Consider the following 14569-nt stretch of genomic DNA (forward strand, 5'->3'; position numbering starts at 1 on the left):
TCGTCAGACTTTGAAACGCGAAACACCGCCGCGCAGGCCGGCCGCCACCTGGCTCAGCTCATCGATGGCGAAACTGGCCTGGCGCAGCGACTCCACCGTCTGCGTGCTGGCGTCGCTGAGCTGGGCCAGGGCCTGGTTGATCTGCTCGGCACCGGTGGCCTGGGCCTGCATGCCTTCGTTGACCATCAGCACCCGCGGCGCCAGCGCCTGCACCTGGTGGATGATCTGGCTCAGTTGCTCGCCCACCTGCTGCACCTCGAACATGCCGCGGCGCACCTCTTCGGAGAACTTGTCCATGCCCATCACCCCGGCCGACACCGCCGACTGGATCTCGCGCACCATCTGCTCGATGTCGTAGGTGGCCACGGCGGTCTGGTCGGCCAGGCGGCGCACTTCGGTGGCCACCACGGCAAAGCCGCGGCCGTACTCGCCGGCCTTTTCCGCCTCGATGGCTGCGTTGAGCGACAGCAGGTTGGTCTGGTCGGCCACCTTGACGATGGTCACCACCATCTGGGTGATGTTGCCGGCCTTCTCGTTGAGGATGCCCAGCTTGGCGTTGACCAGCTCGGCGGCGCCCATCACCTGGTGCATGGTTTCCTCCATGCGCGCCAGGCCCTGCTGGCCGGAGCCTGCCAGGCTCGAGGCCTGGTCGGCGGCGCTGGTGACTTCGGTCATGGTGCGCACCAGGTCGCGCGAGGTGGCGGCGATTTCCCGGGAGGTGGCGCCAATCTCGGTGGTGGTGGCGGCGGTTTCGGTGGCGGTAGCCTGTTGCTGCTTGGAGGTGGCGGCGATTTCGGTCACCGAGGTGGTCACCTGCACCGACGAGCGCTGGGCCTGGGACACAAGGCCGGCCAGCGACTCGGCCATTTCGTTGAAGCCGCTTTCGATGGCACCGAACTCGTCCTTGCGGTCCAGGCTCAGGCGCATGCTCAAATCGCCCGAGCGCAGGCGATCGAGGGCGTGGACGATGCGCTGCATGGGCGCGGTGATGGCGCGCATCAGCAGCAGGCCGCACACACCGGCGGCGATGATCGCCAGCACCAGCGACACCATCATGCTGACCTTGGCGGTGGCCACGGCGTTGACGATTTCATTGGTGGCGGCATCGGCTGATTCACGGTTGCGCTCGATCACCCCGTTCAGGTGGCTGCGCCCCTCGTTCCAGGCCGGGGTCAGCACCTCGGCAATCAGGCGCTGGGCTTCGCTGTAGTCATGCTTGCGGTAGGCGTCGAGAACCTGGGCCACCAGCTTGATGTAGACCTCTTCCTGGCGGGTGAAGAGGTCGAATGCTGCCTGGTCGTCGGCACTGCGGATAGTGCCCTGGTAGCTGGCCATGTGCTTTTTCAAGCGCTCGTCGAAGCTCTTGAACAGCTCAAGGTCCGCCGAGGTGATCTCGCGGTGGTTCGACAGCCCCACCAGCTGCTGGCTGGTGACATAACTGTCGACCCAGGCGCTGCGGATCATCGAGCTGTAGTAGACCCCGGGGATGCTGTCGGAGCCTACCGCTTCTTCACTGGACTCGATCGCCAGCAGCCTCGAGTAGGCTGCCACGATCATCAGCAACATGATGGCGATGATCACGGCGAAACTTGCCAGGATCCGTTGGCGCAAGGTCCAGTTCTTCACATTCAGCCCTCAGGAATTCGTCACAAGCGGGAAAAATCGCCGAAGTATAGCCCAGGCTTCCTACGCTTTTGCGGCTGAATGCTGCTGTATTCGGGCTCAGTTGCCCCGCGAACTGGCCAAATGCCATTTCATTGACCGGCGGCAAGCCGAACCTGGTTCTCCAGTTCCTGGCGCAGCGCCGGGTCCAGGCGCAGCTGGCGGGCCAGTTCGTCCAGGTAGGCACGCTCCATGAAGTTCTCCTGGTCGACCATCATCACGCTGGCCAGGTACATCTCGGCGGCCATTTCCGGGGTTTGCGCGGCGCGCGCCACCTCGGCCGGATCCAGCGGCTTGTTCAGCTCGGCATGCAGCCAGTGCTGCAGTTCGCGGTCGCTGTCCAGGCGGGTGAACTCGCCCTCGATCAAGGCCCGCTCGCGCTCGTCGATATGGCCGTCGGACTTGGCCGCCGCCACCAGTGCGCGCAGTACCGCCTGGCTGTGCTGCTCGGCCTGGGCCGGCGGCAGGCGGTCGAGGGTCTGCGGCTCGTGGTTGCCGGCGCCCTGGCGGGCCTGCCAGTTGCCGTAGGCCTTGTAGGCCAGCACGCCAAGGGCGGCCAGGCCACCGTAGGTGAGCACCTTGCCGCCGTACTTGCGGGCCTTCTTGTTGCCCATCAGCAGGCCCATGGCACCGGCCGCCAGGGCGCCGCCGCCGGCACCGGAGAGCAGGCCGCCGAGGCCGCCGCTGGTGGATTTGCCAGCACCCTTGCTGGTTTGGTTGCCGAGCAGTACCTGGCCGGACTTGAGCAGTTGGTCGAGCAGACCCCGGGTGTTCATGGTTGCGTCTCCACGGTGCGAAAAAGAGGCCACCAGAGTAGGACGGCGCCCGAGGTAAGCCACCTGAACAAATGCTTCCGGATGTTGCGCCTGCCATCGATAAAAACGAACTAAGCTGGCCTCAGCCAATAAAACTCATAAGAAGCCTGCCCCATGATGACCCTGCGCCAGATCCGGCACTTCATCGCCGTCGCCGAGACCGGCTCCATCTCTGCCGCCGCCCAGGCGGTGTTCATTTCGCAGTCCACCCTCACTCTGGCCATCCAGCAATTGGAGCAGGACATCGGCGTGCTGCTGTTCAACCGCCACGCCAAGGGCATGACCCTGACCCACCAGGGCCACCAGTTCTTGCGCCAGGCGCACCTGATTCTGGCCACCGTCGACAACGCCAAGCGCAGCCTGCAGCAGAGCACCGACCAGGTGTCGGGCCAGTTGACCATCGGCGTCACCAGCCTGGTGGCCGGTTATTACCTGGCCGACCTGCTGACCCGCTTCCAGCGCGCCTACCCCAACGTGGCGCTGCGGGTGGTGGAAGACGAGCGGCCCTATATCGAGCACCTGCTGGTCAGCGGCGAAATCGACGTGGCGGTACTGATCTTGTCCAACCTCGAAGACCGCATGGCGCTGCAGACCGAAGTACTGACCCACTCGCCGCACCGCCTGTGGCTGCCGGCCCAGCACCCGCTGCTGGAGCAGGACAGCATCAGCCTGGCCGATGTCGCCGAGCAGCCCTTGATTCAGCTGAACGTCGACGAAATGGAGCACAACGCCCGGCGCATGTGGGCCAGCGCCGGGCTGCAGGCCAACGTCAGCCTGCGCACCGCCTCCACCGAGGCGGTGCGCAGCCTGGTGGCGGCAGGGCTTGGGGTGTCGATCCAGCCAGACATGACCTACCGCCCCTGGTCGCTGGAAGGCGACATCATCGAAGCCCGGCCGCTGGCCGACCTCAACCAGACCCTCGACGTCGGCCTGGCCTGGCGCCGGGGCACCGCGCGCCCGGCACTGGTGGACCCGTTCCTCACCGTGGCCCGGGAGCAACCGGCCGGCGGGCGCAAGCATTCGATTTAATCGATGGCCACCTTCTTTATTTCGAATTTGTAGGCAGGCCCCGGGCGCTCTAGGCTGACTCAACGGCAACACCTCCAATAACAGCCAAAGTGAGCCTGCGATGCCTGGTACCCCCATCCCGCTGTGCACCGCGTTGCTCATCGATGGCGAGTTGGTCGAAGGCTGCGGGCCGGCAGAACCGATCCTCAACCCGGCCACCGGCGAAACCCTGGTGCGCATTGCCGAGGCTGGCGTCGAGCAGGTCGAGGCCGCCATCGCCGCCGCCCAGCGCGCCTTTGCTGGCTGGGCCCGCACCACCCCGCAACAACGCGCAGGCGTGCTGCTGGAGATCGCCGACGCCCTGCAGCGCCAGCAGGAACAACTGGCCCGCCTCGAAGCCCTGAACTGCGGCAAGCCCCTGCACCTGGCCCGCCAGGATGACCTGACAGCGGCCATCGACGTGTTCCGCTTCTTCGCCGGCGCCGTGCGCTGCCAGACCGGCCAGCTGGCCGGCGAGTACCTGCCCGGCTACACCAGCCTGGTGCGCCGCGACCCGCTGGGGGTGGTGGCCTCCATCGCGCCGTGGAACTACCCGATCATGATGGCCGCCTGGAAAATCGCCCCGGCCCTGGCGGCTGGCAACACCCTGGTGTTCAAACCCTCCGAACACACCCCGCTGTCGATTCTGGCACTGGCGCCGGCACTCAACGCGCTGTTGCCGCCCGGCGTGCTGAACATCGTCTGCGGCGGCGGCGAAAGCGTTGGCAGCCACCTGGTGAGCCACCCGGCGGTGCGCATGGTGTCGCTGACCGGCGATATCGTCACCGGGCAGAAGATCCTCCAGGCCGCCTCGCGCACCCTCAAGCGCACCCACCTGGAGCTGGGCGGCAAGGCGCCGGTGATCGTCTGCAACGACGCCGACCTTGAGGCAGTGGTGACCGGCGTGCGCGCCTACGGCTACTACAACGCAGGCCAGGACTGCACCGCCGCCTGCCGCATCTACGCCCAGGCCGGCATCCACGACCGCCTGGTCGAGGAGCTGGGCGCCGCTGTCGCCTCGCTGCGTTTTGCCGGCAAGCGCGACGCCGACAACGAAATCGGCCCGCTGATCACCCCGCGCCAGCGCGACCGCGTGGCCAGCTTCGTCGAGCGCGCCCTGGGCCAGCCGCATATCGAACGGGTGACCGGCGCCGCCGTGCATTCCGGCCCCGGCTTCTACTATCAACCCACGCTGCTGGCCGGCTGCCGGCAACACGACGAGATCGTCCAGCGCGAAGTGTTCGGCCCGGTGGTCACGGTGACCCGCTTCGAGGGCCTGGCCCAGGCAGTGGACTGGGCCAATGACTCCGAATACGGCCTGGCCTCGTCGGTGTGGACACAGAACCTGGACAAGGCCATGCAGGTGGCCAACCGCCTGCAATACGGCTGCACCTGGATCAACAGCCACTTCATGCTGGCCAGCGAAATGCCCCATGGCGGCCTGAAGCGCTCGGGCTACGGCAAGGATTTGTCCAGCGACTCGCTGCAGGACTACAGCGTGGTGCGCCACATCATGGCGCGCCACGGCGAGCACCTGGAGTAACCCCGCACAACACGCAATCAACGATGGCTTCACCGCTTTGCTTGACGACTGCCCCGACCACAACAGCGAACAAGAGGGAACATCATGTCAGTGCACAAGACCATTTTGCTCGGCGCCCTGCTGGCCAGTGCCGGCGCGCAGGCCGCCGGGCTGCCGCAGAAGCTCGGCGCCGGCGAAGGGCAGCTGGACATCATCGCCTGGCCCGGCTACATCGAGCGCGGTGACAGCGACAAGGCCTACGACTGGGTGACAGGCTTCGAGAAGCAGACCGGCTGCAAGGTCAACGTGAAGACCGCCGCCACCTCCGACGAGATGGTCAGCCTGATGACCAAGGGCGGCTACGACCTGGTCACCGCCTCTGGCGACGCCTCGCTGCGACTGGTGGCCGGCAAGCGCGTGCAGCCGATCAACACGGCGTTGATCCCCAACTGGAAAAATCTCGACCCGCGCCTGCAAAACGGCGCCTGGTACGTGGTCAAGGACCAGGTGTACGGCACGCCCTACCAGTGGGGCCCGAACGTGCTGCTGTACAACACCAACGTGTTCAAGGCCCCGCCCACCAGTTGGAGCGTGGTGTTCGAGCCGCAGAACCTGCCCGACGGCAAACCCAACAAGGGCCGCGTGCAGGCCTACGACGGGCCGATCTACATCGCCGATGCGGCGCTGTACTTGAAGTCGGCCAAGCCCGAACTGGGCATCCAGAGCCCCTACGAGCTGACCGAGGTGCAATACAAGGCGGTGCTCGACCTGCTGCGCCAGCAGCAACCGCTGATCCACCGCTACTGGCATGACGCGACGGTGCAGATGAGCGACGTGAAGAACGAAGGCGTGGCAGCCACCAGTTCGTGGGGCTACATGGTCAACGGGCTGCAGGCCGACAAGCAGCCGGTAGCCTCGGTGGTGCCGAAGGAAGGCGCCACTGGCTGGGCCGACACCACCATGCTGCATGCCGAAGCCAAGCACCCCAACTGCGCCTACCAGTGGATGGACTGGTCGCTGCAACCGAAGGTGCAGGGTGACGTGGCCGCCTGGTTCGGCTCGTTGCCGGCGGTGCCGGCAGCCTGTACCGGCAGCGAGCTGCTGGGGGCCGAGGGCTGCAAGACCAACGGCTTCGACAACTTCGACAAGATCGCCTTCTGGAAGACCCCGCAGGCCGAGGGCGGCAAGTTCGTGCCCTACAGCCGCTGGACCCAGGATTACATCGCGATCATGGGTGGGCGATAACCCCCCTCACCAAGCGTACCGCGCCCCCTGTGGGAGCGGGTTCACCCGCGAAGCATGCAACGCGGTGCATGGCACCGGCCTGACGGCCGGTGTTCGCGGGTAAACCCGCTCCCACAGAGATCTGTCCCAGCCGGAGCCGTACCATGCCCCCAGCAGTCCAGTTCACCCAGGTTTGCCGCACCTTCGGCGAGGTCAAGGCAGTCGACCAGGTCAGCATCGACATCCACGATGGCGAATTCTTCTCCATGCTCGGCCCTTCGGGGTCGGGCAAGACCACCTGCCTGCGCCTGATCGCCGGCTTCGAGCAGCCCAGCAGCGGCTCGATCCGCATCCACGGCAGCGAGGCCGCCGGCCTGCCGCCGTACCAGCGCGACGTCAACACGGTGTTCCAGGACTACGCGCTGTTCCCGCACATGAACGTGCGCGACAACGTCGCCTATGGCCTGAAGGTAAAGGGCGTGGCCAAGGCCGAGCGCCATGCCCGCGCCGACGAGGCGCTGGCCATGGTCGCCCTGGGTGACTACGGCGCGCGCAAGCCGGCGCAGTTGTCCGGCGGGCAGCGCCAGCGCGTGGCCCTGGCCCGGGCGCTGGTCAACCGTCCGCGGGTGCTGCTGCTCGACGAACCCCTCGGCGCCCTCGACCTGAAGCTGCGCGAGCAGATGCAGGGCGAGCTGAAAAAGCTCCAGCGCCAACTGGGCATCACCTTCATTTTCGTCACCCACGACCAGACCGAGGCGCTGTCGATGTCTGACCGGGTGGCAGTGTTCAACCGCGGGCGCATCGAGCAGGTGGACACCCCGCGCAACCTGTACATGAAACCGGCCACCACCTTCGTGGCCGAGTTCGTCGGCACCTCCAACGTGCTGCGTGGCGAGCTGGCGCAACAGCTCAGCGGCAGCCCGCAGCCGTTCTCGATCCGCCCCGAGCACATCAGCCTGGGCGGCCAGCCGGCCAGCCATGAGGTGCAGGTGGCCGGCGTGCTGCACGATATCCAGTACCAGGGCAGTGCCACCCGCTTTGAACTGAAGCTCGACGGCGGCCAGCTACTGGCGGTCAGCCAAGCCAACGATCAGTGGCAAGAGCAGCCCCACCCCTGGCAGGCCGGCCAGCGCGTGCACGCCAGCTGGCCGCGTGAGGCGATGACCGCACTGCAGGAAACCCAGCCATGAGCCTGGCCGTGCAAGCCGCCGGCGAACAACCAGGCACCTCGGCGCTGCGGCGCCTGTGCAACCTGTTGTACCGGCGCCCCAACCTGTACCTGCTGATGCTGCTGATCCCGCCGCTGCTGTGGTTTGGCGCGATCTACCTGGGCTCGCTGCTGAACCTGTTGTGGCAAGGGTTCTACACCTTCGACGACTTCTCCATGACGGTGTCGCCAGAGCTCACCCTGGCCAACTTCGCCGCGCTATTGAGTCCGTCGAACTTCGACATCATCCTGCGCACCTTGAGCATGGCCGTGGCCGTGTCGCTGGCCAGCGCCGCCCTGGCCTTCCCCATTGCCTACTACATGGCGCGCTACACCAGCGGGCGCACCAAGGCGTTCTTCTACATCGCGGTGATGATGCCGATGTGGGCCAGCTACATCGTCAAGACCTACGCCTGGACCCTGCTGCTGGCCAAAGGCGGTGTGGCCCAGTGGTTCGTCCAGCAGTTGCACCTGGACGCTGTGCTGCAGCTGGTGCTGGGCATCCCCGGGGTGGGCGGCAGCACGCTGTCCACCTCGCACCTGGGGCGGTTTCTGGTGTTCGTGTACATCTGGCTGCCGTTCATGATCCTGCCGATCCAGGCCTCGCTGGAGAGCCTGCCGCCGTCGTTGCTGCAAGCCTCCGCCGACCTTGGCGCGCGGCCCGGGCAGACCTTCCTGCAAGTGGTGCTGCCGCTGTCGGTGCCGGGCATCGCTGCGGGCTCGATCTTTACCTTCTCGCTGACCCTGGGCGACTTCATCGTGCCGCAGCTGGTCGGCCCGCCCGGCTACTTCATCGGCAGCATGGTGTACGCCCAGCAAGGGGCTATCGGCAACATGCCCATGGCGGCGGCCTTCACCCTGGTACCGATCGTGCTGATTGCCGTGTACCTGTCCATCGTCAAACGCCTGGGGGCCTTCGATGCACTCTGACAAAGCCTCATGGGGCCTGCGCCTGGCGGCCTGGGGCGGGCTGGTGTTCCTGCACTTCCCGATCCTGATCATCCTGTTGTACGCCTTCAACACCGAAGACGCCGCGTTCAGCTTCCCGCCTCAGGGTTTCACCCTGAAGTGGTTCAGCGTGGCCTTCGCCCGCCCCGACGTGCTCGAGGCGATCAAGCTGTCGCTGCAGGTGGCGTGCCTGGCCACGCTGATCGCCCTGGTGCTCGGCACCCTGGCCTCGGCGGCGCTGTACCGGCGCGATTTTTTTGGCAAGGAAGGCATCTCGTTGATGCTGATCCTGCCTATCGCCCTGCCCGGCATCATCACCGGTATCGCCCTGCTGTCGGCGTTCAAGAGCCTGGGCATCGAGCCCGGGCTGTTCACCATCGTGGTCGGCCATGCCACCTTCTGCGTGGTGATCGTCTACAACAACGTCATCGCCCGCCTGCGGCGCACCTCGCAAAGCCTGATCGAAGCCTCCATGGACCTGGGCGCCGATGGCTGGCAAACCTTCCGCTACATCATCCTGCCCAACCTCGGTTCGGCCCTGCTGGCCGGCGGCATGCTGGCCTTCGCGTTGTCGTTCGACGAAATCATCGTCACCACCTTCACCGCCGGCAACGAACGCACCCTGCCGATCTGGCTGCTCAACCAGCTCAGCCGCCCGCGTGACGTGCCAGTGACCAACGTGGTCGCCATGCTGGTGATGCTGGTGACCATGCTGCCGATACTCGGCGCCTACTACCTGACCCGCGGCGGCGAAAGCGTTGCGGGCAGCGGCAAATGACCCAGGAGGAGTCCCCGATGCAAACCCGAATGCTGATCGACGGCCATCTCGTAAGCGGTGAAGGCCCGGCCTGGACCGTGCTGGACCCGGCCAGAGGCACTGCCCTGGCGCAGATTCTCGAGGCCACCGAGGCCCAGGTCGATATTGCCGTACGCGCCGCAGACAGAGCCTTCGACGACTGGTCGCAAACCACGCCCAAGGAGCGCTCGGCCGCACTGCTGGCCATTGCCGATGTAATTGAGGCCCATGGCGAGGAGCTGGCCCGGCTGGAGTCGCAGAACTGCGGCAAGCCCTATACGGCCGCACTCGGCGACGAGATCCCGGCCATCGCCGATGTGTTCCGCTATTTCGCCGGCGCAGCCCGCTGCCTGGGCGGCTCGGCGGCCGGCGAGTACCTGCCCGGCCACACCTCGATGATCCGCCGCGACCCGCTGGGGGTGGTGGCGTCCATCGCGCCGTGGAACTACCCGCTGATGATGCTGGCGTGGAAGATCGCCCCGGCCCTGGCTGCCGGCAACACCGTGGTGATCAAACCCTCGGAGCTGACCCCGCTGACCGCCCTGCGCCTGGGCGAACTGGTGCAGGGCCTGGTGCCGGCCGGTGTGCTGAACATTTTGTTCGGCCGTGGCCAGACCGTGGGTAACCCGCTGGTCACCCACGCCAAGGTGCGCATGGTGTCGCTGACCGGCTCCATCCCCACCGGCGCGCACATCATCGGCGCCACTGCCGACAGCGTGAAGCGCATGCACATGGAGCTGGGCGGCAAGGCGCCGGTGCTGGTATTCGACGACGCCGACATCGACGCGGCCATCGACGGCATCCGCACCTTCGGCTTCTACAACGCCGGCCAGGATTGCACCGCCGCCTGCCGGCTGTATGTGCAGAGCGGCATCTACGAGCAGTTCGTCGAACGCTTGGGCAAGGCAGTGGCAAGCATCAAGCACGGCCTGCAGGAGGCCGAAGGCACCGAGCTGGGCCCGCTGATCAGCGCCCAGCACCGCGACAAGGTGGCCGGGCTGGTGCAGCGCGCCATCGAGCAGCCGCACATTCGCCTGGTAACGGGCGGCAAGGTAATTGCGGGTGATGGTTTCTTCTTCGAGCCCACGGTGCTGGCCGATGCTCAGCAGGATGACGAAATCGTCCGCCACGAAGTGTTCGGCCCGGTGGTGTCGGTGACCCGCTTCACCGATGAGGCCCAGGCGCTGGAGTGGGCCAACGATTCCGACTACGGCCTGGCTTCATCGGTATGGACCCGCGACAGCGGCCGCGCGCACCGCCTGGCGGCGCGCCTGCAGTACGGCTGCACCTGGGTGAACACGCACTTCATGCTGGTCAGCGAAATGCCCCACGGCGGGCAGAAGCATTCGGGGTATGGCAAGGATATGTCGATGTATGGGCTGGAGGATTACACCTGTGTGCGGCATGTGATGTTCAAGCATTGAAGTCTGTTTGACTTTGGCCGACCGGCGTTCTGAGCCGGTCGGCTTTGCTCTCTTGAACGCGATGACTTTTCCTTCCTGCCAAGGCCCCAGCCTCCTACGGGCAAACGGTTGAGCAGATTATTCTGGTATCACAGACTGATACCATGAATAATCACCAACGCGCTGCACTCGTACTCATTTTCAGCAAGCCTGTTCCCAAGACACTGGATTGGCAGCGCCTGGAGTCGTTACTGGTATCCCTTGGAGCCATAACGGTGGAAGGTCGCGGCTCGCGTGTACGCTTCGAGCTCAACGGTGCGGTAGCGACATTCCATCGCCCCCATCCGGATCGCCATGCCAAGCCGTACCAGGTAAAGGGAGCTCGCCAGTTCCTCGAGCAGGCAGGAGTCACACCATGAATGTCATGCACTACCGCGGCTATTCAGCCCGCATCGAATACAGCGACGAAGACCAGTTGCTGATTGGCCATGTCGCGGGTATCCACGACGTGATCGGCTTCCATGGCGAGTCCATCGGCGAGCTGCGGCATGCTTTCGAGGAAGCTGTCGACGATTACCTGGAAACCTGTGAACGCTTGGGCCGAGCGCCACAGAAAGCCTATTCCGGAAAATTGAGCCTACGCCTGGAACCTACCCTCCACGCCAGCGTGGCTGCCAAAGCCGAGCTGGCGCAGAAAAGCATCAATCAATGGGTCAGCGACATCCTCTTCCAGGCGGCTTGCCGCTGAGTCAATCGCGCAAATCGGACTCGTGAATCGGGTTGGCCCGGCTGGTGGCGCGCTGGTACTGCGCAGGCCAGGTGGCTTTGTTGCCACCCAGGTCGTCGTCGGCATGTAGCGGCCAGTACGGGTCGCGAAGCAGTTCGCGGGCGAGGAAAATCACGTCAGCCTGGCCGGTGCGCAGGATGTGCTCGGCCTGGGCCGGTTCGGTGATCATGCCGACGGTGCCGGTGGCGATCTCCGACTCCTTGCGTACACGCTCGGCGAACCGGGTCTGGTAGCCGGGGCCGGTGGGGATCTCGGCGTTGACCGAGGTGCCGCCGGAAGACACGTCGATCAGGTCCACCCCCAGCACCCGCAGGCGGCGGGCCAGCTCGACGGTTTCATCGGGGTTCCAGCCGTCTTCCACCCAGTCGGTGGCCGATACCCGCACGAACAGCGGTAGCTCCTTGGGCCATACCTTGCGTACCGCTTCGGTGACCTGCAGGGTCAGGCGAATGCGGTTTTCGAAGCAGCTGCCGTAGTCGTCGCGGCGCTGGTTGCTCAGCGGCGAGAGGAACTGGTGCAGCAGGTAGCCGTGGGCGGCGTGGATCTCGACCACCTTGAAGCCGGCTTGCAGGGCACGTTCGGTGGCGGCCACGAACGCGGCAATGATGTTCTTGATGTCGTCCTGGCTCAACTCACGAGGCACGGTGTGTTCGGGGTCGAAGGCGATCTTCGATGGCCCCACCGGTTGCCAGCCACCGTCTTCGGCCTTGACGCTGCCGTGCTTGCCGAGCCAGGGGCGATGGGTGCTGGCCTTGCGCCCGGCGTGGGCGAGCTGAATGCCGGGCACAGCGCCTTGGGCGGTGATGAAGCGGGTGATGCGTTGCAGCGGGGCGATCTGCTCGTCGGTCCACAGGCCGAGGTCTTCGGCGGTGATGCGACCATCGGCGGTGACGGCCACGGCTTCGGTGATCACCAGGCCAGCGCCGCCGACGGCGCGGCTGCCCAGGTGCACGAGGTGCCAGTCGTTGGCCAGGCCGTCGACGGAGGAGTACTGGCACATGGGGGAGACGGCGATGCGGTTGGGCAGGGTCAGCTGACGCAGGGTGTAGGGCTCAAGCAACAGGCTCATGAGGGCACCTCCCAGGGACTCCAAATGGTTTGTTCCGGTCCGGGGTTCGTTGTTGGGGTGGGGCCGGTACCGGTTTGATTGAGACTAGACCATGGGGTGGGGTTCGGATTTTTGGGGTTCGGGTTCGGGTTCGGGTTCGGGTTCGGGTTCGGGTTCGGGTTCAGGGCTTATGGTGATTGCTTTGGGAGATGTATGCGCATTCATTGACGATATTCGCTTTTCGTCACCTTTCCGCCCTTACGGCGGGTCACTTTTTGTCAAACGCGACAAAAAGTAACCAAAAAACGCTGGCTCCCATCATCAGCCCCGCCCGCGGCGGGGTTCCCTCGCTCCGGGCTTGCTCCGGAGGTACGCGCCGACGGGCCGTCCCTGGCCCGATCGGCGCTCGACCGGCATCCATGCCGGTCGCCCTCCTACACAATCCCTACGCTCGGCCTCCTGAAGTCGCGATTTGTGTTGTCTGAACTACCGTGCGCTTAGAAGCAAGATCAAGAGCCAGATCAAGAGCCAGATCAAGAGCTGGGATGTTGGTTTGATTGTTATTGATGTTTTGTTTTTTCTAACGCCATCGCGGGGCAAGCCCGCTCCCACGTTAGAACTGCGCACGCTGAACCACGTGGGAGCGGGCTTGCCCCGCGATTAAATCCTGAGTTCCCACGGTGGCAACTAGCGACCGAGCTGCGTACTCACAGGCGCCGCCCCTAACTTCGCGACTTCAGGAGGCCGAACGCAGGGATTGCGTAGGGGGGCGACCGGCATGGATGCCGGTCGAGCGCCGATCGGGCCAGGGACGGCCCGTCGGCGCGTACCCCCGGAGCAAGCCCGGAGTGAGGGGACCCCGGAGCGCAGCGCAGGGGCCGGATGAATGGAGCGCTGTACGGGCCACCCACATGGGTTACACAAAAGTTCACTCACATAGGTGACAACACCTGAAGTGTTACATAACCATCATCGGCATCTCGCTCATCGATCCTGCCGAGAATGATTGGGCCGAAAATAACATCCCACACCCCATCCCCGACCTGCTCCAGCCCAATGGTCTGATGCTTGAGCACGTAACCTACGTAGATCCTCAAACCCCGACGGTTGACGATGCCACTTCGATCAGCTGGCAGACTCTCGATATGACTGGGGTAAGTCATTTCAGGTAGTTTTTCCGGGAACGGGCGTGGCGAAGGCTGATAGCAGGACGCTGGTGTTTTCTGCTTCAGTGCTTCGTGGAGCCGCTCGTAATTGTAGTGCTGCCGGAAGCGGTCGAAGTGCCGTTGTTGAGCCTCCCAAGCCACTGCGGGAGGTGACGGAAGCGTACTTTTGAGTGTTCGGTGCATACGCTCGTGCCGACCATTTTGCTCCGGTCTGCCAGGCGCAATACGTTCAGGAATAATGCCCAGGCGCAGCCACCAAATGGACAGCTGGGAGAGCCCCGCACGCCCTTTGCTGGCAAACGGCACGCCGTTATCGGTTCGGATACGTTCAGGTAGCCCGTTCTCGCGAAAGACCTCAGTGAACACAGCCTGTGTCTCCAGGAAGTTCGTGTTGGCCATACTGTGGCACGCAAGCAAGAAACGACTGGCGTGATCCATGATCGTCAACGGATAGCACCAGACCCCAGCGCCTGTCAGAAACTGGCCTTTGTAGTCCGCACTGAATAGCTGATTGGGCGACTCCGCTTTTCCAGCGGCTTGGGATAGACCGCCACACGCTGGCGCAGGCGTCGCGGCTTGATCAGCTCGGCCTTCTTGAGGATGTTGTAGATCGTTGTCTTGGAAGGGGGCGCCTCGTCAGGAAAACGCTCCTGTAAAGCTGCCTGATTTTCTTGGGGCCAGGCTCCGTCTGGCCCTGACCACGCAATTCGATGATGGCCTCACGAACGGCGACGGGCGCAACCCAATCTTGCGTCAGCCGACGACGGCTGCGTTCCTCCAAGCCTGGCGGACCATCGTTCTCGTAACGCTCTACCCATTTGTAACCGGTCTTTCGACTGATCTCGTAGGCCTCGCAAAGGGCGCTGAAGCTAGGCGCCCCATGGAGATAGTCCGCGATGAAAAGCAATTTCATGTCCATAGGTTTCAGCTCTCGCCAAGGCATG

Annotated in this window: 12 protein-coding genes and 1 pseudogene; 9 read left to right on the plus strand and 4 right to left on the minus strand. The window is 64.8% G+C overall.

Going from position 1 to position 14569, the window contains the following annotated elements:
* Positions 1 to 3: 3 nt before the first annotated feature.
* Together KSS94_RS21215 and KSS94_RS21220 are read right to left on the minus strand one after the other, a co-directional pair.
* On the minus strand, positions 4 to 1626 hold the full coding sequence (locus tag KSS94_RS21215) for a methyl-accepting chemotaxis protein (RefSeq protein ID WP_217840019.1): 1623 nt from the start codon (positions 1624 to 1626) through the stop codon (positions 4 to 6).
* A 128-nt stretch (positions 1627 to 1754) separates the two neighbouring features.
* Entirely contained in the window at positions 1755 to 2438 is a 684-nt protein-coding gene (locus tag KSS94_RS21220) for a tellurite resistance TerB family protein (RefSeq protein ID WP_217840020.1), read from the minus strand.
* Between the two features lie 153 nt (positions 2439 to 2591).
* Here KSS94_RS21220 and KSS94_RS21225 point away from each other — a divergent pair, with 153 nt between their 5' ends.
* The 9 genes from KSS94_RS21225 (at position 2592) to KSS94_RS21265 (ending at position 11372) form a co-directional block, all read left to right on the plus strand.
* On the plus strand, positions 2592 to 3506 hold the full coding sequence (locus KSS94_RS21225) for a LysR family transcriptional regulator (RefSeq protein WP_217840021.1): 915 nt from the start codon (positions 2592 to 2594) through the stop codon (positions 3504 to 3506).
* A 100-nt stretch (positions 3507 to 3606) separates the two neighbouring features.
* Positions 3607 to 5067 carry a gamma-aminobutyraldehyde dehydrogenase gene (locus KSS94_RS21230; protein ID WP_217840022.1) on the plus strand — a complete coding sequence of 487 codons (1461 nt, stop codon included), beginning with the start codon at positions 3607 to 3609 and terminating at the stop codon, positions 5065 to 5067.
* Between the two features lie 84 nt (positions 5068 to 5151).
* Positions 5152 to 6291 (plus strand): putative ABC transporter substrate-binding protein YdcS, encoded by a 1140-nt coding sequence (gene ydcS / locus KSS94_RS21235; protein ID WP_217840023.1) that lies wholly within the window; start codon positions 5152 to 5154, stop codon positions 6289 to 6291.
* Between the two features lie 143 nt (positions 6292 to 6434).
* A complete protein-coding gene (locus tag KSS94_RS21240) occupies positions 6435 to 7460 on the plus strand; it encodes an ABC transporter ATP-binding protein (RefSeq protein ID WP_217840024.1) in 1026 nt (341 codons plus the stop codon).
* Positions 7457 to 8407: an ABC transporter permease gene (locus tag KSS94_RS21245; RefSeq protein WP_217840025.1), complete on the plus strand. Its 951-nt coding sequence runs from the start codon at positions 7457 to 7459 to the stop codon at positions 8405 to 8407. Before KSS94_RS21240 ends, KSS94_RS21245 begins: the two co-directional genes overlap by 4 nt.
* A complete protein-coding gene (locus KSS94_RS21250) occupies positions 8397 to 9203 on the plus strand; it encodes an ABC transporter permease (RefSeq protein WP_217840026.1) in 807 nt (268 codons plus the stop codon). The genes KSS94_RS21245 and KSS94_RS21250 overlap by 11 nt, the downstream gene beginning before the upstream one ends.
* Positions 9204 to 9220: 17 nt before the next feature.
* Entirely contained in the window at positions 9221 to 10645 is a 1425-nt protein-coding gene (locus KSS94_RS21255) for a gamma-aminobutyraldehyde dehydrogenase (RefSeq protein ID WP_217840027.1), read from the plus strand.
* Positions 10646 to 10788: 143 nt separating this feature from the next.
* Complete coding sequence (locus KSS94_RS21260; protein WP_217840028.1) at positions 10789 to 11043, plus strand: type II toxin-antitoxin system HicA family toxin; 255 nt, start codon at positions 10789 to 10791, stop codon at positions 11041 to 11043.
* The gene (locus KSS94_RS21265; protein ID WP_217840029.1) at positions 11040 to 11372 is read left to right on the plus strand and encodes a type II toxin-antitoxin system HicB family antitoxin; all 333 of its coding nucleotides are present in this window, start codon (positions 11040 to 11042) and stop codon (positions 11370 to 11372) included. The genes KSS94_RS21260 and KSS94_RS21265 overlap by 4 nt, the downstream gene beginning before the upstream one ends.
* Position 11373: 1 nt before the next feature.
* On the opposite strand, the gene KSS94_RS21270 is transcribed toward KSS94_RS21265, so the two are convergent.
* On the minus strand, positions 11374 to 12480 hold the full coding sequence (locus tag KSS94_RS21270; RefSeq protein ID WP_217840030.1) for an NADH:flavin oxidoreductase/NADH oxidase: 1107 nt from the start codon (positions 12478 to 12480) through the stop codon (positions 11374 to 11376).
* A 911-nt stretch (positions 12481 to 13391) separates the two neighbouring features.
* Positions 13392 to 14568: pseudogene (locus KSS94_RS27430) on the minus strand (integrase core domain-containing protein).
* Between the last annotated feature and the right edge of the window lies 1 nt (position 14569).

It is taken from the genome of Pseudomonas fakonensis, assembly GCF_019139895.1.
Classification (GTDB): Bacteria; Pseudomonadota; Gammaproteobacteria; order Pseudomonadales; family Pseudomonadaceae; genus Aquipseudomonas; species Aquipseudomonas fakonensis.

Excerpts from the sequence above, each read along its gene's own strand:
- KSS94_RS21220 (WP_217840020.1), bottom strand. The coding sequence starts at position 2,438 with ATGAACACCCGGGGTCTGCTCGACCAACTGCTCAAGTCCGGCCAGGTA.
- KSS94_RS21225 (WP_217840021.1), top strand. The coding sequence starts at position 2,592 with ATGATGACCCTGCGCCAGATCCGGCACTTCATCGCCGTCGCCGAGACC.
- KSS94_RS21230 (WP_217840022.1), top strand. The coding sequence starts at position 3,607 with ATGCCTGGTACCCCCATCCCGCTGTGCACCGCGTTGCTCATCGATGGC.
- ydcS (WP_217840023.1), top strand. The coding sequence starts at position 5,152 with ATGTCAGTGCACAAGACCATTTTGCTCGGCGCCCTGCTGGCCAGTGCC.
- KSS94_RS21240 (WP_217840024.1), top strand. The coding sequence starts at position 6,435 with ATGCCCCCAGCAGTCCAGTTCACCCAGGTTTGCCGCACCTTCGGCGAG.
- KSS94_RS21245 (WP_217840025.1), top strand. The coding sequence starts at position 7,457 with ATGAGCCTGGCCGTGCAAGCCGCCGGCGAACAACCAGGCACCTCGGCG.
- KSS94_RS21250 (WP_217840026.1), top strand. The coding sequence starts at position 8,397 with ATGCACTCTGACAAAGCCTCATGGGGCCTGCGCCTGGCGGCCTGGGGC.
- KSS94_RS21255 (WP_217840027.1), top strand. The coding sequence starts at position 9,221 with ATGCAAACCCGAATGCTGATCGACGGCCATCTCGTAAGCGGTGAAGGC.
- KSS94_RS21260 (WP_217840028.1), top strand. The coding sequence starts at position 10,789 with ATGAATAATCACCAACGCGCTGCACTCGTACTCATTTTCAGCAAGCCT.
- KSS94_RS21265 (WP_217840029.1), top strand. The coding sequence starts at position 11,040 with ATGAATGTCATGCACTACCGCGGCTATTCAGCCCGCATCGAATACAGC.
- KSS94_RS21270 (WP_217840030.1), bottom strand. The coding sequence starts at position 12,480 with ATGAGCCTGTTGCTTGAGCCCTACACCCTGCGTCAGCTGACCCTGCCC.